General features: G+C 65.2%; 22 protein-coding genes. 16 read left to right on the forward strand and 6 right to left on the reverse strand.

The window, feature by feature from the left end:
• Positions 1 to 63 precede the first annotated feature (63 nt).
• A complete protein-coding gene (locus FEJ81_RS08705; RefSeq protein ID WP_138244920.1) occupies positions 64 to 1,608 on the reverse strand; it encodes a TrkH family potassium uptake protein in 1,545 nt (514 codons plus the stop codon).
• Positions 1,609 to 1,818: 210 nt separating this feature from the next.
• On the opposite strand from FEJ81_RS08705, the gene FEJ81_RS08710 reads away from it, so the two are divergent.
• The 4 genes from FEJ81_RS08710 (at position 1,819) to FEJ81_RS08725 (ending at position 4,771) form a co-directional block, all read left to right on the forward strand.
• Positions 1,819 to 2,061 carry a hypothetical protein gene (locus tag FEJ81_RS08710; protein WP_138244921.1) on the forward strand — a complete coding sequence of 81 codons (243 nt, stop codon included), beginning with the start codon at positions 1,819 to 1,821 and terminating at the stop codon, positions 2,059 to 2,061.
• A 139-nt stretch (positions 2,062 to 2,200) separates the two neighbouring features.
• Positions 2,201 to 2,887: a potassium channel family protein gene (locus tag FEJ81_RS08715; RefSeq protein ID WP_138244922.1), complete on the forward strand. Its 687-nt coding sequence runs from the start codon at positions 2,201 to 2,203 to the stop codon at positions 2,885 to 2,887.
• 133 nt (positions 2,888 to 3,020) lie between these two features.
• Positions 3,021 to 4,568 carry a TrkH family potassium uptake protein gene (locus FEJ81_RS08720; RefSeq protein ID WP_138244923.1) on the forward strand — a complete coding sequence of 516 codons (1,548 nt, stop codon included), beginning with the start codon at positions 3,021 to 3,023 and terminating at the stop codon, positions 4,566 to 4,568.
• Positions 4,568 to 4,771, forward strand: a complete 204-nt coding sequence (locus FEJ81_RS08725; protein ID WP_138244924.1) for a hypothetical protein — start codon at positions 4,568 to 4,570, stop codon at positions 4,769 to 4,771. Before FEJ81_RS08720 ends, FEJ81_RS08725 begins: the two co-directional genes overlap by 1 nt.
• 156 nt (positions 4,772 to 4,927) lie before the next feature.
• On the opposite strand, the gene trkA is transcribed toward FEJ81_RS08725, so the two are convergent.
• Positions 4,928 to 6,259, reverse strand: a complete 1,332-nt coding sequence (trkA, locus tag FEJ81_RS08730; RefSeq protein ID WP_138244925.1) for a Trk system potassium transporter TrkA — start codon at positions 6,257 to 6,259, stop codon at positions 4,928 to 4,930.
• A gap of 367 nt (positions 6,260 to 6,626) precedes the next feature.
• Here trkA and FEJ81_RS08735 point away from each other — a divergent pair, with 367 nt between their 5' ends.
• The 4 genes from FEJ81_RS08735 (at position 6,627) to FEJ81_RS08750 (ending at position 11,716) form a co-directional block, all read left to right on the forward strand.
• Complete coding sequence (locus FEJ81_RS08735; RefSeq protein WP_138244926.1) at positions 6,627 to 7,973, forward strand: ribonuclease J; 1,347 nt, start codon at positions 6,627 to 6,629, stop codon at positions 7,971 to 7,973.
• Between the two features lies 1 nt (position 7,974).
• On the forward strand, positions 7,975 to 9,027 hold the full coding sequence (gene idsA3, locus FEJ81_RS08740; RefSeq protein ID WP_138244927.1) for a geranylfarnesyl diphosphate synthase: 1,053 nt from the start codon (positions 7,975 to 7,977) through the stop codon (positions 9,025 to 9,027).
• 150 nt (positions 9,028 to 9,177) lie between these two features.
• On the forward strand, positions 9,178 to 9,882 hold the full coding sequence (locus FEJ81_RS08745; RefSeq protein WP_138244928.1) for a hypothetical protein: 705 nt from the start codon (positions 9,178 to 9,180) through the stop codon (positions 9,880 to 9,882).
• A gap of 85 nt (positions 9,883 to 9,967) precedes the next feature.
• Positions 9,968 to 11,716, forward strand: coding sequence for a glutamate--tRNA ligase (locus FEJ81_RS08750; RefSeq protein WP_138244929.1), 1,749 nt, complete (start codon positions 9,968 to 9,970; stop codon positions 11,714 to 11,716).
• Between the two features lie 31 nt (positions 11,717 to 11,747).
• On the opposite strand, the gene FEJ81_RS08755 is transcribed toward FEJ81_RS08750, so the two are convergent.
• The 3 genes from FEJ81_RS08755 to FEJ81_RS08760 all read right to left on the reverse strand — a co-directional run bounded on the left by FEJ81_RS08755 (position 11,748) and on the right by FEJ81_RS08760 (position 13,519).
• Positions 11,748 to 12,647, reverse strand: a complete 900-nt coding sequence (locus tag FEJ81_RS08755; RefSeq protein ID WP_138244930.1) for a carboxypeptidase-like regulatory domain-containing protein — start codon at positions 12,645 to 12,647, stop codon at positions 11,748 to 11,750.
• A gap of 177 nt (positions 12,648 to 12,824) precedes the next feature.
• On the reverse strand, positions 12,825 to 12,989 hold the full coding sequence (locus tag FEJ81_RS23140) for a hypothetical protein (RefSeq protein ID WP_175416385.1): 165 nt from the start codon (positions 12,987 to 12,989) through the stop codon (positions 12,825 to 12,827).
• Positions 12,990 to 13,033: 44 nt separating this feature from the next.
• Positions 13,034 to 13,519 (reverse strand): DUF456 domain-containing protein, encoded by a 486-nt coding sequence (locus FEJ81_RS08760; protein ID WP_138244931.1) that lies wholly within the window; start codon positions 13,517 to 13,519, stop codon positions 13,034 to 13,036.
• 76 nt (positions 13,520 to 13,595) lie between these two features.
• Between FEJ81_RS08760 and FEJ81_RS08765 the strand changes: the two genes are divergently transcribed.
• A complete protein-coding gene (locus FEJ81_RS08765) occupies positions 13,596 to 14,336 on the forward strand; it encodes an SDR family NAD(P)-dependent oxidoreductase (RefSeq protein WP_138244932.1) in 741 nt (246 codons plus the stop codon).
• Between the two features lie 50 nt (positions 14,337 to 14,386).
• Here FEJ81_RS08765 and tmcA read toward each other — a convergent pair whose 3' ends face one another.
• Complete coding sequence (gene tmcA, locus FEJ81_RS08770) at positions 14,387 to 16,678, reverse strand: tRNA(Met) cytidine acetyltransferase TmcA (protein ID WP_138244933.1); 2,292 nt, start codon at positions 16,676 to 16,678, stop codon at positions 14,387 to 14,389.
• A 131-nt stretch (positions 16,679 to 16,809) separates the two neighbouring features.
• Here tmcA and FEJ81_RS08775 point away from each other — a divergent pair, with 131 nt between their 5' ends.
• The 7 genes from FEJ81_RS08775 to sod all read left to right on the forward strand — a co-directional run bounded on the left by FEJ81_RS08775 (position 16,810) and on the right by sod (position 20,317).
• Positions 16,810 to 17,190 (forward strand): putative zinc-binding protein, encoded by a 381-nt coding sequence (locus FEJ81_RS08775; protein WP_138244934.1) that lies wholly within the window; start codon positions 16,810 to 16,812, stop codon positions 17,188 to 17,190.
• A gap of 225 nt (positions 17,191 to 17,415) precedes the next feature.
• A complete protein-coding gene (gene rpl7ae, locus FEJ81_RS08785) occupies positions 17,416 to 17,778 on the forward strand; it encodes a 50S ribosomal protein L7Ae (RefSeq protein ID WP_138244935.1) in 363 nt (120 codons plus the stop codon).
• Positions 17,779 to 17,789: 11 nt separating this feature from the next.
• Entirely contained in the window at positions 17,790 to 18,014 is a 225-nt protein-coding gene (locus FEJ81_RS08790; RefSeq protein ID WP_006064297.1) for a 30S ribosomal protein S28e, read from the forward strand.
• The gene (locus tag FEJ81_RS08795; RefSeq protein ID WP_138244936.1) at positions 18,014 to 18,373 is read left to right on the forward strand and encodes a 50S ribosomal protein L24e; all 360 of its coding nucleotides are present in this window, start codon (positions 18,014 to 18,016) and stop codon (positions 18,371 to 18,373) included. Before FEJ81_RS08790 ends, FEJ81_RS08795 begins: the two co-directional genes overlap by 1 nt.
• Positions 18,370 to 18,834 carry a nucleoside-diphosphate kinase gene (gene ndk, locus FEJ81_RS08800; protein WP_138244937.1) on the forward strand — a complete coding sequence of 155 codons (465 nt, stop codon included), beginning with the start codon at positions 18,370 to 18,372 and terminating at the stop codon, positions 18,832 to 18,834. The genes FEJ81_RS08795 and ndk overlap by 4 nt, the downstream gene beginning before the upstream one ends.
• 271 nt (positions 18,835 to 19,105) lie before the next feature.
• Entirely contained in the window at positions 19,106 to 19,507 is a 402-nt protein-coding gene (locus FEJ81_RS08805; RefSeq protein ID WP_138244938.1) for a DUF7344 domain-containing protein, read from the forward strand.
• Between the two features lie 207 nt (positions 19,508 to 19,714).
• Positions 19,715 to 20,317: a superoxide dismutase gene (sod, locus tag FEJ81_RS08810; protein ID WP_138244939.1), complete on the forward strand. Its 603-nt coding sequence runs from the start codon at positions 19,715 to 19,717 to the stop codon at positions 20,315 to 20,317.
• Positions 20,318 to 20,408: the final 91 nt, after the last annotated feature.

Genomic DNA, 20,408 nt, shown 5'->3' on the forward strand with positions numbered 1-20,408 from the left:
CGTTTGCTCTCTCTTTTGGTGGATCGTGATGAGAACTAGCGGCGTTCGAAACGCGACGACGGCTCAGCGGGTCCAGAACCCGCCCGTGAACATGACGAGGACCGGGATGATCTCGAGGCGGCCGATCCACATCAGGAAGATCATCAGGAGCTTCGAGGGGATCGGGAAGTCCAGATAACTGCCGAACGGACCGAGGAACCCGAATCCGGGGCCGATGTTCCCGATCGTCGCGAGACTCGCGCTGAACGCCTCGAGCGGCGTTATGTTGTCGATGGCGGCGACGCGGCTGGCGTCGAGGGCGATGAGCAGCGTCGCGATCGCGAAGATGAGGAGGTACATGAAGGTAAAGCCGAGCACGCCTCGGATGGCGTCCTCGTCGACGACGTTGCCGGCGAGCCGAATCGGGCGGACGACCTCGGGATGGGAGGCGGTAAACAGCTCCCGGCGGAGCACCTTGAAGACGATCAGCCACCGGACGACCTTGACGCCGCCGCCGGTCGAGCCGGCACAGCCGCCGACGAGCATGGCAAAGAGGAGGACGATCTTGCCCGTCGAACTCCAGTCGACGAAGTCGCTCGTCGCGTAGCCGGTCGAGGTCAGCAGCGACGCGATCTGGAAGGCGCTCTGTCGCAGCGAGTTCTCGAGGACCCCATCGGTCACGCCGCCGAGGTCGCCGAGCGCCGGCGCGGCACCGGTATAGAGGATTCCTGCGAGGAGAACGGTCAGCGCACCGATCGCGCCGATATAGGCGCGAAACTCCGAGTTGCGGACGAAGCGGTGACCTTCCCCGCTGAAGACGTGCCAGAACAGGGCGAAGTTCGTCCCCGCGATGATCATGAACGGGATCGCGGTCCACTGCACGATCGCGGAGAACGCCGCGACGCTGTCGGCCTCCGGTGAGAACCCGCCCGTCGGGAGCGTCGTAAAGCCGTGGGCGACGGCGTTGTAGAGGTTCATTTCGGGTGCCATCCCCGCCAGGTGGAGCCCGTAGAGAATGGCCATGTAAACGATGGTAAAGGCGAAGTAGACGAGCCAGAGGATCCGCGCGGTTTCGGCGATTCGCGGCGTGAGCTTCTGTAGCTCCGGCCCCGGCGCTTCCGACTCGACGAGCTGTGCGCCGCTGACGGCGATCTCCGGCAGGATCGCGACCATCAATACGATGATCCCCATCCCGCCGAGCCACTGGGTGAGCTGTCGCCACATCATCACGGCGTGGGAGTGGCGCTCGAGCGAGATCTCGCCGAGCACCGTCGCCCCGGTCGTCGTGAACCCGGACATCGACTCGAACAGGGCGTTGACGGGATGGGCGAGCGTCGATTCGGTCCCCCAGCCCGCGAGCACGTAGGGCACCGCGCCGACGATCGCGACGGCCAGCCACGAAATCGCCACGAACAACATCGCCTCGCGGACCTGCAGGTCCGGCCCGGGGCTGAGTCGCTCGAGGCCGTAGCCGACCGCGATCGTCAGCGCGATCGTCGCGACGAACGGGAACACGGGCTCGCCGTAGATGAGCGCCACGACGAGCGGAATCACCAGCGGGACGGAGAGATACTTGAGGACGGTTCCGACGAGCGCCAGACTGGCGCGCCAATCAGTACGGAGCCGCATGGAACACCCCTATTTCGCAGTCACGTCTGGACACGATATCTAACGGCATTTCGATTCGGTCCTATTAATCCATCGTAAGCACCCGCCACCGCGACGGTCGTCGACCCCGGGTTACCGCGACTCGCGGCGTCGATCCGACCAATTCGGCGGGGAGATCCTGTCTGCGATCTGTGACGAGGAGCTATATACGAACGGCGCGTATATTCACGCATGAGCGTTCGATTACCAAGCGTTCGTCACCCCCACTCGTTTTACGACGTGTTCAGCGTCGTCGCCGCGGCGGTGGCGATCACGGCCCTCGTCCTCGCGGTGCGATACGGGTCCGTCATCCGACTCGAGATGGTCGTCTTCATGGCGGTCGTCTTCCTGTGGGTCGGCTGGGCGATCGAACGGATTCTGTCCGAATCCGAAGCGCGGTCGAAGCGGCGACGGCAGACGCCGCCGTGGAAGTGACCTCGGGGTCGGCCCGTCGATAGCGGCCTACGCGGTACCGGGACGGAGACGGCTCGGCCGATTCGGGCTCGAGATCGCGGATCCCTTCGAGGTCAGTAAAGCGATATATTTTCAACGGACACGCAAGAAGACGGATATAATGTATATCGTCATCGTTGGTGCGGGCGATATCGGGATGCCGCTCATCGATATCGCGACCCGGTCGGGCAACGAGGTCGTCGTCATCGAGAACGACCCCGAACGCGCGGATCGCGTCGCCAGCGAGTACGACTGTCTGGTCCTGAACGACGATGCAACGGCCCACGACGCGCTTTTAGACGCTGGAATCGAGAAAGCGGACGCCCTGATCAGCACGACCGACCGCGACCCGACAAACATCATGGTTTGCCTGCTCGGGCAGGAACACGAGGTCCCCACGATCGTCTCGGTCGTTCACGATCCCGAGCACATGAACGTGTTCCGCCAGATCGGCGTCAACACGATGGAAAACCCCCAAGAGCTCATCGCCGAATACCTCTACCGAGCGGTCGCTCGCCCGGCGATCGTCGACTACATGCAGATCGGCGAACAGGCGGAGGTGTTCGAGATCCGGGTCACCGAAAACGCGCCGATCGCCGGCAAGACGCTCATCGAGGCGGCGGACGAGGATCTCCTCTCCGAGGACGTCCTGATCGTCGCGATCGAACGCGACGGACAGGACCAACCGATCACGCCGCGCGGAGAAACGACGGTCCAGGCCGGCGACTTGCTCACCGTCTACTCGGCGTTCGGTGCCGATCCCGAACTCACCGACGTGTTCGGCCACCCCGAAGACCGATTACGATGATGACGGACACGAGCGCGCGGGAGTACCGTCCCGATCGACCGCGACGGACGGCCTCGAGCGAACGGTCGCCGACTCGAGTACGTGATCGTCAGCGCAGTATAGACGCAAGTTCGGCGGGTGCAAGGGGAGAGACATGAACGAGGCGGTGGAAACGATCGGCCGGGACTTGGGGCGCATGTTTCAGGCGCTCGCGGGTCTCCTGTTCGTCTCGATCCTCATTCCGATCGTCTGGGGCGAGTACTACGCGATTCCGGCGTTGCTCGTCTCCGGGTTGATTCCGTTCGCGATCGGCTACGCCCTGAGTTCGCGGTTCCGGAAGGCGACCAAGCCCGGCAAGCTTCACGGGATGATCATCGCCGCGTTGGGATGGTTCTGCGTCGCAATCTTTGGCTCACTTCCGTTCGTCCTCATCGCGTGGACGGTCGAGTTCGCGCCGCCGATCCTCGGCGAGCCCTCGCAGACGTCGACGCTAGCGGCATTTACGAACCCCCTCAACGCGCTGTTCGAGAGCATGAGCGGCTTTACGGGCACCGGACTGACGATGACCGACAACGAGGAGGTCCTGCCCCGCACGCTGCAGTGGTGGCGCTCGTTCATCGAGTGGGTCGGTGGCGTCGGCGTGATCGTCCTGACGACGGCGATCCTCGCTCGTCCCGGGAGCGGCTCTCTCACCCTCTACGAGAGCGAAGCCCGCTCGGAGCGTATCCATCCGAGCATCGTCTCGACCGTGCAGACGATCTGGTGGATCTTCATCCTCTTTACGTTCGTCTCGATCCTGCTGCTCTGGGTCGTCGGGATGCCGATCTGGGGCGCGATCAACCACGGCATGACCGGCCTCGCGACCGGCGGCTTCTCGATCACCGACAACTCGATCGCTACCTACGACAGCGCCGCCATCGACTTCGCGCTGCTGCCGATCATGCTGCTCGGCAGCATCGCGTTCCCGGTCCACTACCTCATCCTGCGGGGCGACCTGCGGAACCTCTACGCCGACCTTCAGACCCGCTGGGTGTTCATCTACATGGGGATCGGAACGGCCCTGCTCACCGCGTTAGTGTACGTCGGCGACACGTACGACTCCCTGTTTACGGCGTTCCGGTACGGCTCGTTCCAGTTCATCTCGGCGGCGACCTGTGCCGGCTTCCAGACCGCCGTCGACGCGACCAACGTGGCGCTCGGACGCTGGCCGACCCAAGCCCAGCTCACCGTCTCCTTCGGGATGCTCATCGGGGGCGCGGCCGGGTCGACGGTCGGCGGGATCAAGCTGATCCGGGCGCTCACGCTGCTGAAGGGCATCCGATTCCGTATCTCGGACGTCTTCTATCCGGAGACGGCCGTTCGCCGACTGCGGATCAACGGCCGCCGCCTCAACGAACAGGAGATGCGCCAGGAGTTCGAGGAAGCGGCGATCATCACCGCGCTCTGGTTGATCTTCCTCGGAATCGGCACGTTCGTGCTTCTGCTGTTGCTCCCGCAGGGCGAGTACACGCTCGAGAACGTGCTCTTCGAAGTCGCGAGCGCACAGGGGAACGTCGGCCTCTCCGCGGGGATCACCGGCCCCGAATCGCTGCCGACGCTCGGCAAGATCATGTTCCTCTTTAACATGTGGATCGGCCGCCTCGAGATCATTCCCGTCTTGGTGCTGCTACGAGCCGGCTTCCGCCGCGGAGGGCTCTACTAATGCGGATTAACGAGTTGCCGATCGTCGGCGAGCTCCTCGAGTCGGGAGCCGAAGACCGGATCTTCGATTCGCTCCTGCTCGTCGGCCCGCTCCTGATACTCGTGATCGCGCTCGTCGGTCGGTCGGTCGTGACGACGGGGCTCGCCGCCGCCTACGTCGTGTTCTTCGTCGCGTACGTTCTCTACCGCGGCATTCGCCACTGAATCGGCGAGGCCGCGACGGGAAGTGTGATCGAGATCAGGGTCAGGACTCGAGCGGTCGCGATCTCGAGTCGCGAATACTGGCCGAAACCAGATCCGTCTACCAGCTATCCGGCGGTGATCGACTGCGCATATCGAGAGTAGACGAAGACAGGAGTCCTAAATCAGTTCGACGACCTCGTCGAGTGCCGCCGCGTCGACGAAGACGATGACGTGGTCGCCGGGCTGGACGACCGTCGATCCGCGCGGCGTGATGTGTTCGCCGCCCCGGGAGATCGCACCGATGACGACGCCGTCGGGGAGGTCGTTCGTCGCGGCGGCGATGTTCCGGCCGACGAGGACGCTCTCTTCCCCGATCTCGATCTCGATGACCTCCGCGAGGTCGTGCTCGAGCATCGCGACCTTCTCGGTGTTATCGGTCCGGGTAAAGCGGACGATCTCCTCGGCGGTCTCCTCGCGGGGATTGATCGCGACGTCGATGCCGACCGTCTCGAAGAGGTCGGCGTACTCGGGATTCTCGATGATAGCGACGGTCCGATCGACGCCGAGCCGGTCGGCGAGCAGGGAGACGAGTAGGTTCTTCTCGTCGCTGTCGAGGGCGGCGATCACGACGTCGGCCTCGCCGACGTGTTCGCGGGCGAGGAACTCGGAGTTGGTCGCGTCGCTCTCCATGACCATCGTATTCGGGAGCGCTTCGGCGACCTCGCGGGCCCGTTCGGGATCCCGTTCGATCAGCCGCGGACGGAACCCGTGGTCCTCGAACTCGCGGGCGGTCTGGAAACCGACCTCGCTGGCACCGACGATGACGACCTCCTCGGCCTCGTCCGGCGTTCGGGCGACCTCGTCGGCGAACTCGTTGATCGACTCCGGACTGCCGATGACGACGACCCGGTCCCCGCCCCGAATGACCGTGTCGCCTCTGGTGACGACCATCTCGTCGTCCCGGAAGATGGCGGCAAACGTGAGCGAATCGTAGCAGTCGGCCTCGCTGACGGTCCGGTCCGCGATCGGGCTGTTCGTCGGAATGTCGAACTCGGCCATGCGGACGAGGCCGCCGGCGAACGTGTCCACGTCGTGTGCGCTCGGGAGGCCGGAAATCCGGAAGATCGCCTGCGCGGTCAGCAGGTCCGTACAGACCATGAAGTCGACGCCGAAGGCTCCCTGTGACCCCTGCCACGTCTCGAGCAGCGTGCGGCGGCGGACCCGCGCGATGGTAAACACCTCGCTCGTCGCCTTCGCCGCGCCGCAGACGACCGCGTTCGTCTCGTCGTTGTCCGTACAGGCGATGACGAGATCCGCTTGCTTGAGGCCGGCCTCGCGCAGCGTCTCGAGGTCAGTTCCGTCGCCGCGGATCGTGAGCACGTCCAGCGAGTAGGTGAGTTCTTCGACGAGATCGGCATCCTGATCGATGACGGCCACGTTGTGGCCGTCCTCCAGATTGGCGGCGATCGACCGGCCGACCTCGCCGGCTCCGACGATGATTACGTACACGACGATCCCTCCGGAAGCATGATAGTGGCAACCGGTTTCGGAGCGATCGGCAAATGGATTGCGGTGTTCGAAGGATCCGGACAGGTTCCCGCTGAGGTGCCGTAAACCGACGATACGGGCGGCGTCACGGGTGACGAGCTAACCCACTGCGTTTTTAACACCCGGGCGTGTATGTGCCAGTAGCGAAACCCGCGGGCAAGTGCGTTCGGGGCTTGCGATGTCGCGAGCTATCGAAGACGGAACCGCCGTCGCACCGAGCGCATAGCGGGATGGCCGACGCGCTGCAAGACGCCGGGGCCGTACACGACCGGGCGTCCGCGGACCGTTTCGATGAGAGTCCATAGAGCGGCTTTCAGTGCTACGAACCATGGAAATCGAAATCGCAACCATTGGCGGCTACGAAGAAGTCGGACGGCAGATGACTGCCGTCCGCGCCGGCGACGACGTCGTCATCTTCGACATGGGTCTGAACCTCTCGCAGGTCCTGATCCACGATAACGTCGAAACCGAACGGATGCACAGCCTCGACCTGATCGACATGGGCGCTATCCCCGACGACCGGGTCATGAGCGACCTCGAGGGCGACGTGAAAGCCATCGTGCCGACTCACGGCCACCTCGACCACATCGGTGCTATCTCGAAGCTGGCCCACCGGTACAACGCACCGATCGTCGCGACACCGTTTACGATCGAACTGGTCAAACAGCAGATCGAGGGTGAGCAGAAGTTCGGCGTCGAGAACGATCTCGTCAAGATGGAAGCCGGCGAGACGATGGCGATCGGCGACTCCGGCGAGGTCGACCTCGAGTTCGTCAACGTCACCCACTCGATCATCGACGCGATCAACCCGGTCCTCCACACGCCCGAGGGTGCGGTCGTCTACGGGCTGGACAAACGGATGGACCATACGCCCGTCATCGGCGACCCGATCGATATGGAGCGGTTCCGCGAGATCGGTCGCGAGGGCGTCCTCTGTTACATCGAGGACTGTACCAACGCGAACAAGAAGGGCCGGACGCCCTCCGAGACGGTCGCTCGCGAACACCTCCGCGACGTCCTCTACAGCATCGAGGACTACGACGGCGGCATCGTCGCGACCACCTTCTCGAGTCACATCGCTCGCGTGAAGAGCCTCGTCGAATTCGCCGACGATATCGGCCGCCAGCCGGTCTTGCTCGGCCGCTCGATGGAGAAGTACTCCGGGACCGCCGAACGGCTCGACTTCGTCGACTTCCCCTCCGATCTGGGGATGTTCGGCCACCGCAAGTCCGTCGACCGCACGTTCAAGCGGATCATGAACGAGGGGAAAGAGAACTACCTGCCGATCGTCACCGGTCATCAGGGCGAACCCCGCGCGATGCTCACACGGATGGCCCGCGGCGAGACGCCGTACGAACTCGAGGAAGGCGACAAGGTCGTCTTCTCCGCTCGCGTCATTCCGGAACCGACCAACGAGGGCCAGCGCTATCAGGCCGAGAAACTGCTCGGCATGCAGGGCGCACGGGTCTACGACGACATCCACGTCTCCGGCCACCTCAATCAGGAGGGCCACTACGAGATGCTCGACGCGCTCCAGCCCGAGAACATCATCCCGGCCCACCAGGACATGAGCGGCTACTCCAGTTACGTCAACCTCTGTGAGAGCGAGGGCTACAAGATGGGACGAGACCTCCACGTGACGCGCAACGGGAACCTCATCCAATTAGTCGACTGATATGACGAGTCCCGAGGCACGCGAAGAGGCGGTGCTCGAGGCGATCCGGCAGCGCCGCGAGCAGGTCAACGAAGCGATTCCCGAGGAGCTACCGATCCAGCGGCCCGAACGACTCTACGAGGCTTCCAGATACCTGCTGGACGCCGGCGGCAAGCGGCTGCGGCCGGCGGTGCTCCTGACGACCGCGGAGGCACTGACCGATACCGAGCCGCTGTCGGGCGAGTACCGGTCGTTCACCTCGCTGCAGAAGGGCCACGCGGTGGACGTGATGGCCGCCGCGGTCAGCGTCGAGGTCATCCAGTCGTTTACCCTGATCCACGACGACATCATGGACGACGACGACCTCCGGCGCGGTGTTCCGGCCGTTCACAAGGAGTACGACCTCGAGACGGCCATTCTCGCGGGCGATACGCTCTACTCGAAGGCCTTCGAGATCATGCTCGAGACGGGTGCGGATCCCGATCGCATCGTCGAAGCCCTTGAGGTGCTCGCGACCACCTGCACGAAGATCTGCGAGGGTCAGTCACTCGACGTCACGTTCGAGGAGCGTATCGATGTCTCGCCGGACGAATACCTCGAGATGGTCGAGCAGAAGACGGCCGTGCTGTACGCTGCCTCGGCGTCGCTCCCGGCGATTTTGCTGGGAGCCGACGAGGAGACGATCGACGCGCTCTACGGCTACGGGCTCGACATCGGCCGCGCGTTCCAGATTCAGGACGACGTCCTCGATCTGACCGTTCCCAGCGAGCAACTCGGCAAACAGCGCGGGAGCGACCTCGTCGAGAACAAGCAGACGCTGATCACCGTCCACGCCCGCGAGCAGGGCGTCGACGTCGACAATCTGGTCGACACCGACGACGTCGATGCGGTCACCGAGGCCGAGATCGACGACGCCGTCACCGAACTCGAGGAGGCCGGCTCGATCTCCTACGCCAACGAAACGGCCCAGGATCTGGTCGAGCAGGGGAAGAACCGACTCGAGGTGCTGCCGGACAACGAGGCCCGCGACCTGCTCTGTGAGATCGCGGACTACCTGATCCAACGGGGCTACTGAAGCGACGATCGCTCGGGGCGGCTCTTCTCGCCTCGGTTCGCGAGTTCTGACAGTCGTGCGCTGCTCGAGAGACACAGACCCGTCTGCCGGCCGAACTCACCGTTCGATATCGTCCGGGTCTTTTTGCAGGTACCTCCCCGAGCGGTGAGTATGACTGACGACTCCCCGCACGGACCATCCGGCTCCTCCCGGCGGCGATTTCTCGGCACGGCTGTGGCCGTCGGTACGGCCGCGACCGCCGGCTGTGTCGGCTCGCTGCTCGGGACGACCGGATCGGACGAGAACGAAATCGAACCAGTCGAGCCGAGCGAGCCCCGGGAGGGAACGCCCGGCGAGTTCTACGCACTCGTCGAACGAAACGATCTCTCGGTCCAATCGCTCCGAAAGGACGGCTCCGATCTGGTACTGGTCTACGAGTCGAACGCCGCGACCGAATCGGAGTCGACGACCGAACTCGAGGTCATCACGACCGTCTACAACGAGAACCTCGTGAAAAACGACGCGGGGATCGACATGCTCTACGCGGAGGTGGCGAACCCGTTCGAGGGGCAGGCACACGGCTGGGGCGTCAAGACCGAGTGGTGCGAGCGGTACAACGCGGCCGTCGACGGCGGCGAGGACGGCGGCAACGAGAGCAGTAGCGACGACGGCGGGTCGAGTGACGGAATCGAGGGTGACGACGGGTCTGGCAATAACGAAACCGAGAGCGGTAACACAAGCGCTGACGACGGCACGACCAACAACGCGAGCGCAAACGAGACCGAGGGTGGAATGTCCGCCGCGGACACGGCCGCGATGATCCTCATGAGCAACGTCCTCAACTCGAGAGTGTACGCCGAAGACCTCGAGGACTGAGACCGAAACTGAGGCCCGCGGTCTTCGGACCGGACGACACGGCGAATCGCGAGGGTTTTGGGCCGGGCGCGACTATCCCGAGGTAATGAACGACGAGTTACGCGAGCGCATCGAGCGCGAGGCCGAGAAGCACGCGCTGTTAAACGCCGTCAAACACGAGAGCGACGCCGATGTCGGCGCGATCATGGGGCCGCTGATGGGCGACAATCCCGACTTTCGCGAGCACGGCGACGAGATTCCGGGCATCGCCGGCGGCGTCGTCGGACGGGTCAACGACCTCGACTACGAGGCCAAACGCGAGCGTCTCGAGGAACTCGCACCCGAGGAACTCGCGGAGATCGAGGCCGAAGACGAGGAGGACGAACACGACCTGCCGGACCTGCCGAACGCCGACGACTACGACGAGATCCGGATGCGGTGTGCGCCGAACCCGAACGGCCCGTGGCACGTCGGTCACGCCCGGATGCCCGCCGTCATCGGCACCTACCGCGAGCGCTACGACGGCTGGTTCTGTGTGCGGTTCGACGACACCGACCCCGAAACCAAGCGCCCCGATCTCGAGGCCTACGATGCGATCCTCGACGATCTGGACTACCTCGGCTTCGAACCCGACGCGACGTACAAGGCGAGCGACCGACTCGAGACCTACTACGACCACGCCCGCGACCTCATCGAGATGGGCGGCGCTTACACCTGCTCGTGTTCGGGCGAGGAGTTTTCGGAGCTGAAGAATTCCGGCGAGGCCTGTCCCCACCGCGACAAGGATTCGGAGACGGTTCTCGAGGAGTTCGAGGCCATGATCGACGGCGAGTACAGCAGCGGCGACATGGTCCTCCGCGTGAAAACGGACATCGAACACAAGAATCCCGCCCTGCGCGACTGGGTCGCGTTCCGGATGATCGATACGCCCCACCCCCGCGAGGAGGCCAGCGAGTACCGCTGCTGGCCGATGCTCGACTTCCAGTCCGGCGTCGACGACCACCTGCTCGAGGTCACGCACATCATCCGCGGGATCGACCTGCAGGATTCGGCCAAACGCCAGCAGTTCGTCTACGACTACTTCGACTGGGAGTATCCCGAGGTCATCCACTGGGGGCACGTCCAACTCGATGACTACGATGTCAAGGTGAGCACGTCGACCATCTCGGCGCTGATCGACGAGGGGAAACTCGACGGCTGGGACGACCCGCGAGCGCCGACGCTGAAGAGCCTGCGCCGACGGGGCATCCGCGGCGAGGCCATCGTCGAGGCGATGACCGGCCTCGGCACCTCGACCACCGACGTCGACCTCGCGATGAGTTCGATCTACGCGAACAACCGCGACCTGATCGACGACGAAACCGACCGCCGATTCCTCGTTCGCGACGGCAACCAGATCCCCCTCGCCGGGGAGCCACCCGCCGAAGCGACCCCGCCGCTGCACCCCAACCACGAGGGCCGCGGCGTTCGGGAGATTCCCGTCAGCGACTCCGTCATGCTCGAGGTAGCCGACATTCCCGACGAGAGTGAAGACGGGGACCAGCGCATCTGGCTGAAGGGATTCGGCTGTTTCCGCTTCAACGACGGCGTCCTCCGGTACACGGACGACGACATCGACGCGGTCCGCGAGGGCGGCGTCGACGTCGTCCACTGGGTCCCCGCCGACGAGAGCGTCCCCGTCCGCATGCGGACGATGGACGGCGACGTGCGAGGACACGCCGAACCCGGAGTCGGCGACCTCGAGCCCGACGAGATGGTGCAGTTCGAGCGCGTCGGCTTCGCCCGGATCGACCGCCACGAAGCCGACAGCGACGACGAGGACGGGGAGACGGTCGTCTATTACGCGCATCCCTGACGCGAGTCCGATCGACTACGCTATCGGACCATCACGCCCGCTCTGAGCCGTTTCCCGGGGCGCTCGGCCGGACCGTAACGTTCAGCTCCGTCGTCCGGCCGAATTTGACCTGTACGTCGCCTGTGACTCGCTGATATCCGACTGCATCGATCACGAGAGAGTGCTGGCCGTGCTCGAGTTCGAGATCGAACTCGCCCTCGCCGTCGACCGATACCCGTGCGCCGCCGGTCCGGACCGTCGCGTCGGTGACGGCGGTTCCGTTCGGGTCAACGACGCGCCCCTCGATCCGCCCCGTTTCTGAAATCTCGTCGTCGCCCGCCTCGAGTTGGACCCAGCCGAATGCGGTCTCGCCGTCCTCGACGCGCACTTCCTGATAGCCGTCACTGTATCCCTCGGCGTCCGTGACTAAGATCTCCCACCAGCCCTCGCTCACGTCGAAGCCGCTCCCCCAGCGATCGCCGTCGGGGATCGAGCCGCGCGATGCGGTGACGTCGTACCGGTCGTCACCGAAGACCGTGATCTCACACGGGATCGTGCTGCCGCCACCGACCGGGGTCGCGTACACCTCGAGTTCGCCGGTGCCCGGTCCCCACTCACGCTCGAGGGCGAACTCCCTCGTACGGGTTTCGTCGTTCGCGGCGTTGATAGTGGTCGAAACCGGTGTGTATCCGGGGGCGGTGACCATGAGGGTGTACTTGCCGGGCTCGAGGGACAGCGTGTACGAACCCGTTTCGTCGGTCGTGGTTTCGGTCCCGTCATCGGCGGTCACCGTCGCCTCGTCCACCGGAGTGCCGAAATGGGTTATCGTTCCCTCGATACGTCCGTCGTCGGTTTCACTGGCGGCCGCTACGGCGGTTCCGGACGCGGTTCCGAACAGTCCCGAACCGAGCAGCGCCGTCCGCCGGAGAATCTGTCGGCGATGGCTTGTCATGGGGTTTCGACCGTACCACCGGGAGATTCGTGCATAACAGTTCCGTACGAGAAAAGCGTCAGAAACGGCGATAGACGCGAAATACTGTCTTTCCGGTCCGTTGACTCGCCGGCTACGGCGACGGCCGTGCTCCGGCAACCGAACCCGAAGCGAGACCGCTCGTTGCGCTCGAGTCGGTCACTCGAGTAACTCGTCGCCTCGGTCCGGGAGCGGGTCGGCGACCACGCCGTCCCGCCTTCCCAGCACGCGAGCGTGAGCGGCGCAGACGAGCCGGTTCTCGTCCCACGGGACGTGTAACTCGACTGCGGCGGGACGTTCGCAGTCGCCTTCGGAACACTCCATAGGCGTGCGAACGAGACCCACGGATACAGTCGTTGCGCCGCGGCTCAGAACAGGACGACCGCGACGAGGAAGCCGAGCAGGATCGACACCGTCAACAGGACCTGTACCGCCGTGGACGCGAGGACGCCCGCGGTCGTGTAGACGGCAGAGCGCGTGCTTCCCTCGAGTTCCCCGTTGCGGACGAACTCGAGGACGAAGACGGTCCCGAAGAGTCCGACGAGCAGCCCGACCGGGCCGGTGACGACCATCAGGAGGATGCCGACGACGGCCGCGGCGGCACTCGTCACCCACGAGGCACCGCCGGCTCGAGCGGCGATCGAGCCGCCGAAGAGTTCGACGACGACGGTCAAGACACCGAGGAGGGCGAGGACCGCGAGCGTGATCGTTCCGGGGTCGGAGAAGCCGGAGCCCCACCAGTAGACGCCGAGGCCCGCGAGCGAGAGGAGACCGCCGGGGACCAGCGGGACGACCGTGCCGACGACGCCGCCGACGAGCAACGCGACTGCGAGGATGGTGACCGCATCGACCATACGCCCTCGACGACGGACCGCGGCAAAGGCCTACCGCCTTCAGTAGCGTTACGTTGCCGGCTTCGAACGTGTGATCATGACACAACAGCGCGGCGCGATCATCGTCGGCGCGTCGTCGGGCATCGGCGAAGCGCTGGCCCGGCGGCTCGCGGCCGACGGTTACGAGATCGGGCTGGCCGCCCGTCGGACGGAGCGCATGCGACGGATCGGGGCGGAACTGCCGACCAAATCGTACGTCGCGACGATGGATATCTCCGCGACCGAGGACGCCCGGCGGGGGTTTTTCGAACTCGCCGAGGCGATGCCGTCGGTCGACCTCGTCGTCATCAGCGCCGGCGTCGCACCGGTCAATCACGACCTCGAGTGGGAGGCCGAACGGCAGACTGTCGACGTCAACGTCCGCGGGTTCACCGCCATGGCAACGGCCGCGATGGAGTACTTCGAGGAGACGCCCGACCACGCGAGCGAGGCCGACGGCCACCTCGTCGGGATCTCCTCGGTCGCCGCTCACTTCGGGAGCGGCGGGACGCAGGCCTACAGCGCGTCGAAAGCCTACGTCTCGACGTATCTCGAGGGGCTGCGCGACCGGCAGGCCGACCGCGATGCGAACGTGACGATCACGACCATCGAACCCGGCTTCGTCGACACCGACCTCTCGCTGGGCGGCTTCTGGGAGTGTTCACCCGAAATGGCGGCGGCCCAGATCGCTCGAGCGATCCGGAAGGAGCGGAGCCACGTCTACGTGACGCGGCGGTGGCGGCTGATCGCGTGGTTCCTGGATCTGGCTCCGGAAGGAGTGCTTCGGCGACTGTTCTAAGTTCGGTGTGCGGAGCCGCATTTATTTCGATTTGGACGCAGGCCCGCTGATCACTCGTCGACGAACCGGTCCCGAACCTCGAGCGCCGCGTCCGTCCCGTACAGATCGACGAGCGGGCGGAAGGCGTCGCCGAGCGCTCGCAGACACTGGCTCGAGGAGTGATAGCCGAGGCGGTCAGCGACGGTTTCCACGTCCCGACCCTGCAGCACGCGGCGGACGAGTAAGCGTTCCTCGCGGCCGCTCAGGTCGATATCAGTGGGGTTGTCGACGAGATAGCGGACGACGAGGTCCCTGAACGGACCGGGATCGACGGCGAACAGTCCCGGGCCGTAGGCCGCGCTCGCGACGAGGTCCCACTCGTGGTCGGCCAACGCGAGCGGGGGTCCGGCGTCGGCGTCGACGCTCCGGAGCACCGCTCGAGCCACGTCCGGCTCGAGGTCGTCGAGCGGGTCCGAACAGAGGGCGGCGAACCGGCGGACGAACCGGTCGGCGTGGCGGTCGTGGAGTGCCCGTCCCGCGTCGCTCGTCGGCGCGAGCATGAGCGCGGAGTACTCGCCGCTGGCGTCGTTGCGGGTCGTCGAGACGAAGACCGTCCGGTAGCCGTTCTCGCGCCAGAACGCAAGCAAGCCGGGCGTCGCGCCGAAGCCGGTGCCGAGCCAGTCGATGGCACCGGATTCGTCACCGGCGTCGCTCCCGGTGGCGAACTCCTCACCGATGTGCTCGAGCAGGCGCGAGCCCAGCCCCCGCGAGCGGGCCGCGTGGTGGGTCGCGATGCGGACGACCCGGAGGCCGGCCGGCTCGCCGGCCGCCTCGTCTCGCAGTTGGCTCGTCAGCACGTCCGGCAGCATGTTGCCCCGCACCCGGCCGCCCTCGTACATCATCGATCGGGTTTCCGCCGGCAGGTTCCCCTCGCGTGCGAGCAGGGCGACGCTGACGACGTGGCCCTCGGAGAGGAGCGCCCGCGCCTCGAGGTTGGGCGCGTCGAGCAGCCGCGCGAGGTCGTTGGGTTCGGTCCGGTAGTGTGCGAGGACGAGCAGCCCGAAGGCCTCCCGCAGCAGGCGGTCGTCGGCGAGGAGGTCGTCGGGCTCGAGCCGCCGGTAGTCGACCGACTCGGGTGTGGCGTCGGCCACAAGCGGGTCGACCGGGGGACGCGCGTCGAGCAGCAGTGCGCGGAAGGCCCACACCTCGACGGGGTCTCCCGCCGCGTACCGGATGGGCTCGACGAGCGTGCAGTCGGTCACCGCGCGGTCGCTCTCGGCGAGGTGGTCCCGGAACCGGACCGAAAAGCCCCGCCCAGCACCCTCGTAGCCGTGGATCGTCGTCGCGAACGCGACCCGGCCGGCGGCGAGCAGCGAGTCGAGCGTCGCGACCGGGAGCGCGGCGGCCTCGTCGACGATGACGATGTCCGCCGACTCGAGGTCGTCGACGGCCGCGCTGGGCTCGAGAAATCGAACGGAGCCGCCGGCGGCCGTCTCGATCCGGTGAGATTCGACGGTGTGGCCGCGATCGGAGTCGTCCGCGAGCGTCGCACAGAGTTCCGCCGCCCGGTCGAACAGTTCCGCGGCGTTCCGCGCGGCGGGGGCGGTCACGAGCACGTCCTCGCCATCGGCGGCGAACGCCCCCGCGGCCAGCCCCGCGGCGCTCGACTTGCCCCGGCCGCGGTCGGCCTCGAGGACGACGGCCTGTCCGTCCTCGAGCAGCGACTCGAAGGCGGCGACGGCGTCGGCCTGATCGGCCGTCAGGCAGGCCTCGTAAGCAGCGGCGGGAAACCGGTGATCCGGTGGAGGGGCCGGCGCTGCCGTCGCCAGTCGGGGAGCCGGATCGGTCAGCCCGTCGGCCTCAAGTCGATCGCGGTCGAGATCGACGATCGCGATCCCGCGGTGGGCTCGCAGCGTCTCGACGAGGCGGCGTCTGAACCGGCCGGTGACCGCGTCCAGTTCGAACGGCGGGACGGCCAGCGACGCGTCGAACTCGCCGCGGCGCTCCGGCCACGCCTCGAGCGGCGGCGTCAGCAGGATCAGGAGGCCGCCGCCGTCGACCGCTCCGGCGACTTTCCCGAGCGCGTTCGGCTGGAGTTCCGCGTGGGCGTCGACCGCGATAACGTCCCGCGTCGTCCCGAGGAGGTCGTCCGCGTTGACCTGCCGGAGCCGTTCACAGCGGAGCCGGTCGTCGGGGCCGACGAGCGTCGTTCCGGTGATCGGGACCGGAAGCGCCTCGAGGATCGACTCGAGGGCGTCGTACCCCCGCTCGTGGTCGCCCGCGAGCACCAACAGCCGTCGCTCGTTCGCTCGCTCGGCTTCCTCGCGGAGCGATTCGGCGAGGGCGGCCGCATCGACGTCCATGCGCCGACGTGGGCTCCGCGAGAGTAATAGGCTCCGGAACGTTCTGGGGGCGACGGAATCCCGGCCGATCCCCGCGTCGAGCGCACATGTACGGGAGTACCGTTATCGGGATCTCGAGCGGGGATTTCGGTATGACCGACGCAGCCGACGACCGCCCGCTGGTGTACTCCTGTTCGGGCTGCTCGAGCGCAGCGCAGATGGCGAACGATCTGGCCGTCTCGCTGGACAGGGACGGGATCGCAGAGATGTCGTGTATCGCCGGCGTCGGCGGCGACGTGGCGCCGCTGGTCGAGACCGCGACGTCCGGACGGGAGATCGTCGTCATCGACGGCTGCCCGCTGGAATGCGCAAAGCAGTGTCTCGATCACCACGACATCTTGCCCGACCTGCACTACAACCTCGCACGGGAGGGCGTGTCGAAGGAGTACCACACGGACTACGACGAGGACGAAGCCGAGACGCTGCGACGAGAATTGGAGGCGGGCATCGAGAAGCATATGAAACAGAATTGACTATTCGGGATAGATCACTGCTATCGGGCCGTGCGGTGGTATCCCACGGCCTCGTGCGTTTGAACACGCTTTTAAGGGGGGCAGCGCTATTCGAGTGTACACCCTACGCGGGGTTGATGATGCTCCTAGCTTCACAGGACTTCCGCCGGAATCGGTCCGGCACGGGTACCCAGTGCCCGGACGGCAGGGGAGCGCGAGCCCACGTGTAGGAGAGGTGAACAACCAATGTCAGTCTACGTCAATACCGACATCCCAGCCGACCTCGCCGACGACGCTCTCGAAGCGCTCGAGGTCGCACGAGACACCGGACGCGTAAAGAAAGGAACGAACGAAACCACGAAGGCGATCGAGCGCGGCAACGCCGAGCTCGTCTACGTCGCCGAGGATGTCTCCCCCGAGGAGATCGTCATGCATCTGCCCGAGCTCGCCGACGAGAAGGGTATTCCCGTCGTCTTCATCGAGACCCAAGACGATGTCGGCCACGCGGCCGGCCTCGAGGTCGGCTCGGCCGCCGCGGCGGTCGTCGACGCCGGCGAAGCCGAAGACGACGTCGAGGATATCGCTGATAAGCTCGAGGACCTCGACTGAGGTGATCAGAGATGAGTGCTGAAGAGGAAGAAAGCGGCTCCACGCCCGCCGAGGTCATCGAGATCGTCGGCAAGACCGGCATGCACGGCGAAGCCATGCAGGTCAAATGCCGAATCAAGGAGGGCGAGAATCAGGGACGCATCATCACCCGGAACTGCCTCGGACCGGTCCGCGAAGGGGACGTACTCCAACTTCGCGAGACCGCCCGCGAGGCCGACTCCATCGGAGGACAATAATGGTCGAGAAACGAACCTGCGACTACACGGGCGAAGAGATTGAACCCGGCACGGGCATCATGTACGTCAAGAACGACGGCAGCGTGCTCCACTTCGTCGACTCCAAGGCGGAGAAAAACTACAAGCTCGGGCGCGAACCGCGCGACCTCGAGTGGACCGAGGAAGGTCGTCGCGGCAAGGGTCCCACACAGGCCGACACGCCTGCTGACGAGGAGGCCGACCAGACCGAGCAGGTCGAGGCCGGCGAAGACGAGGACCTGGAAACGGAGGCCGAAGCGGTCGACGACGACGAGGAAGACGTGCCCGCCGGGGACGAAACCGTCGACGAGACCGAGGAAACCGAAGCCGAGGAAGCATGAGCGATCACGAGCGAACCTTCGTGATGGTCAAGCCCGACGCCTTCGCGCGCGGACTCGTGGGCGAAGTCGTCTCTCGACTCGAGGACCGCGGGCTCAAGCTCGTCGGTATCAAAGTCGAGAACATGCCCCGCGAGCGAGCGGAAGAACACTACGGTGAACACGAGGACAAGCCGTTCTACGACGACCTCGTCGACTTCATCACCTCGGGACCGGTCGTCCCGATGGTCTGGGAGGGCCAGGACGCGACCCGACAGGTCCGCCAGATGATCGGCGAGACCGACCCGCTCGAGGCCGAACCCGGCACGATCCGGGGCGACTACGCGCTCGATCTCGGTCGGAACGTCGTCCACGCGGCGGACCACGAGGACGAGGGCGCAAACGAACGCGAAATCGGGATCCACTTCGACGACGACGAACTGATCGACTACGATCAGCACGACGCCGAGTGGCTCTACGAGTAAGCTTCTCGACGGCCTGAAAGCCGTTTTATTGTAACCGAACGATCGGTAGCGGTCACGAGTGTTCGGAGTGCCGCCGATTCAATCTCACAGCCACAGCGACCGGTCCGGAAATTGCTGTTCGTCGAGCTATCGACGCGTCACTATTCACATGCCGAGAATAATATCGGATTTAACACACGTATATTTCTAGGGAGACGTAAGGTCTAATGTGAGGGCTGTAGTAGGCTCCCTTGGTGGTTTCGAATGGTAACATACGGTAGGTGGTTCGTGAATGCGTGAACGGGAGGGCGAGGCGACGGCAGTGACGGGGGATGCGACGCCGTCGCTCGATCTCGTTTTCGAACTGCTCTCGAACAGTCGGCGGCGGTACGCGCTCTACTACCTGAACGACCGGCCGGCCGGTGTCGCGACGGTCGAAAACCTCGCCGAGAACGTTATCGCTCTCGAACGGACGATAGACGGCGACGAGGGGGATACAGCGGAACCGATTACCGTGGCCGACTCGGCCGCCGGTCAAACGGGCGTCCGGACGGAACTCCAGCACATTCACCTTCCGAAACTCGAGGACGCGGGGATCCTCGAACACGATCAGCGGAGCGAGACGGTTCGATACTGGAGTCAACCGTCGCTCGAGGAGTGGCTCGAACACGCACACCACAAGGAAATCAAGTAGTCCGACGAGGCGGCTAGTGGTGATCGATACGACAGTGGGGATACCGACCGGGAGCCGCTGAAAGCTTTAAGACCTAGTCCGTGGTGGAACCAGTGACGTGTCGGTAAATCGCACGACGGAGCGGCCGTGACTTTGTGAGGTGTGATATCGTCTCACTCCTCAAAACTTAACAGGCGAGATACCGATACAGGACGTGAGGTGCATACTATGGCTGATCACGAACTTCCACCACTGCCGTACGATTACGACGCGCTCGAACCGGCTCTGTCCGAACAGGTACTGACCTGGCATCACGATACGCACCATCAGGGCTACGTCAACGGCCTCAATGCAGCCGAGGAGACCCTCGCCGAGAACCGTGAGGACGGCGACTATAGCTCGACGCCCGGTGCCCTCAAGGACGTTACCCACAACGGCTGTGGTCACTATCTCCACACGCTGTTCTGGGAGAACATGTCGCCGAACGGCGGCGGCGAACCCGAAGGCGATCTCGCGGATCGCATCGAGGAGGACTTCGGGTCCTACGAGGGCTGGAAGGGCGAGTTCCAGAAGGCAGCCGGTGCCGCCGGTGGCTGGGCGCTGCTGGTCTACGACCCGGTCGCGAAGCAGCTTCGCAACATCGCGGTTGACAAGCACGACCAGGGCGCGCTCTGGGGCGCACATCCCGTGCTCGCGCTGGACGTCTGGGAGCACTCCTACTACTACGACTACGGTCCGGACCGCGGGGACTTCATCGACGCCTTCTTCGATGTCGTCAACTGGGAGAAGGCCGAAGAGGAGTACCAGACGTGTCTCGATCACTTCGAGTGATCTAACCGGCAGTAGACGCGACGAGTTGTCTATCTCGACTTTTTTGGAGTCCAGTGATGGATACCGCCGATAGCGGTCAGTCTCACACTCA

Origin of the sequence: Natrinema versiforme, assembly GCF_005576615.1 — an archaeon.
Classification (GTDB): domain Archaea; phylum Halobacteriota; class Halobacteria; order Halobacteriales; family Natrialbaceae; genus Natrinema; species Natrinema versiforme_A.

Coding starts and splice junctions, on each gene's coding strand:
- FEJ81_RS08705 (WP_138244920.1), bottom strand. CDS start 1,608: ATGCGGCTCCGTACTGATTGGCGCGCCAGTCTGGCGCTCGTCGGAACC.
- FEJ81_RS08710 (WP_138244921.1), top strand. CDS start 1,819: ATGAGCGTTCGATTACCAAGCGTTCGTCACCCCCACTCGTTTTACGAC.
- FEJ81_RS08715 (WP_138244922.1), top strand. CDS start 2,201: ATGTATATCGTCATCGTTGGTGCGGGCGATATCGGGATGCCGCTCATC.
- FEJ81_RS08720 (WP_138244923.1), top strand. CDS start 3,021: ATGAACGAGGCGGTGGAAACGATCGGCCGGGACTTGGGGCGCATGTTT.
- FEJ81_RS08725 (WP_138244924.1), top strand. CDS start 4,568: ATGCGGATTAACGAGTTGCCGATCGTCGGCGAGCTCCTCGAGTCGGGA.
- FEJ81_RS08735 (WP_138244926.1), top strand. CDS start 6,627: ATGGAAATCGAAATCGCAACCATTGGCGGCTACGAAGAAGTCGGACGG.
- idsA3 (WP_138244927.1), top strand. CDS start 7,975: ATGACGAGTCCCGAGGCACGCGAAGAGGCGGTGCTCGAGGCGATCCGG.
- FEJ81_RS08745 (WP_138244928.1), top strand. CDS start 9,178: ATGACTGACGACTCCCCGCACGGACCATCCGGCTCCTCCCGGCGGCGA.
- FEJ81_RS08750 (WP_138244929.1), top strand. CDS start 9,968: ATGAACGACGAGTTACGCGAGCGCATCGAGCGCGAGGCCGAGAAGCAC.
- FEJ81_RS08755 (WP_138244930.1), bottom strand. CDS start 12,647: ATGACAAGCCATCGCCGACAGATTCTCCGGCGGACGGCGCTGCTCGGT.
- FEJ81_RS23140 (WP_175416385.1), bottom strand. CDS start 12,989: ATGGAGTGTTCCGAAGGCGACTGCGAACGTCCCGCCGCAGTCGAGTTA.
- FEJ81_RS08760 (WP_138244931.1), bottom strand. CDS start 13,519: ATGGTCGATGCGGTCACCATCCTCGCAGTCGCGTTGCTCGTCGGCGGC.
- FEJ81_RS08765 (WP_138244932.1), top strand. CDS start 13,596: ATGACACAACAGCGCGGCGCGATCATCGTCGGCGCGTCGTCGGGCATC.
- tmcA (WP_138244933.1), bottom strand. CDS start 16,678: ATGGACGTCGATGCGGCCGCCCTCGCCGAATCGCTCCGCGAGGAAGCC.
- FEJ81_RS08775 (WP_138244934.1), top strand. CDS start 16,810: ATGACCGACGCAGCCGACGACCGCCCGCTGGTGTACTCCTGTTCGGGC.
- rpl7ae (WP_138244935.1), top strand. CDS start 17,416: ATGTCAGTCTACGTCAATACCGACATCCCAGCCGACCTCGCCGACGAC.
- FEJ81_RS08790 (WP_006064297.1), top strand. CDS start 17,790: ATGAGTGCTGAAGAGGAAGAAAGCGGCTCCACGCCCGCCGAGGTCATC.
- FEJ81_RS08795 (WP_138244936.1), top strand. CDS start 18,014: ATGGTCGAGAAACGAACCTGCGACTACACGGGCGAAGAGATTGAACCC.
- ndk (WP_138244937.1), top strand. CDS start 18,370: ATGAGCGATCACGAGCGAACCTTCGTGATGGTCAAGCCCGACGCCTTC.
- FEJ81_RS08805 (WP_138244938.1), top strand. CDS start 19,106: ATGCGTGAACGGGAGGGCGAGGCGACGGCAGTGACGGGGGATGCGACG.
- sod (WP_138244939.1), top strand. CDS start 19,715: ATGGCTGATCACGAACTTCCACCACTGCCGTACGATTACGACGCGCTC.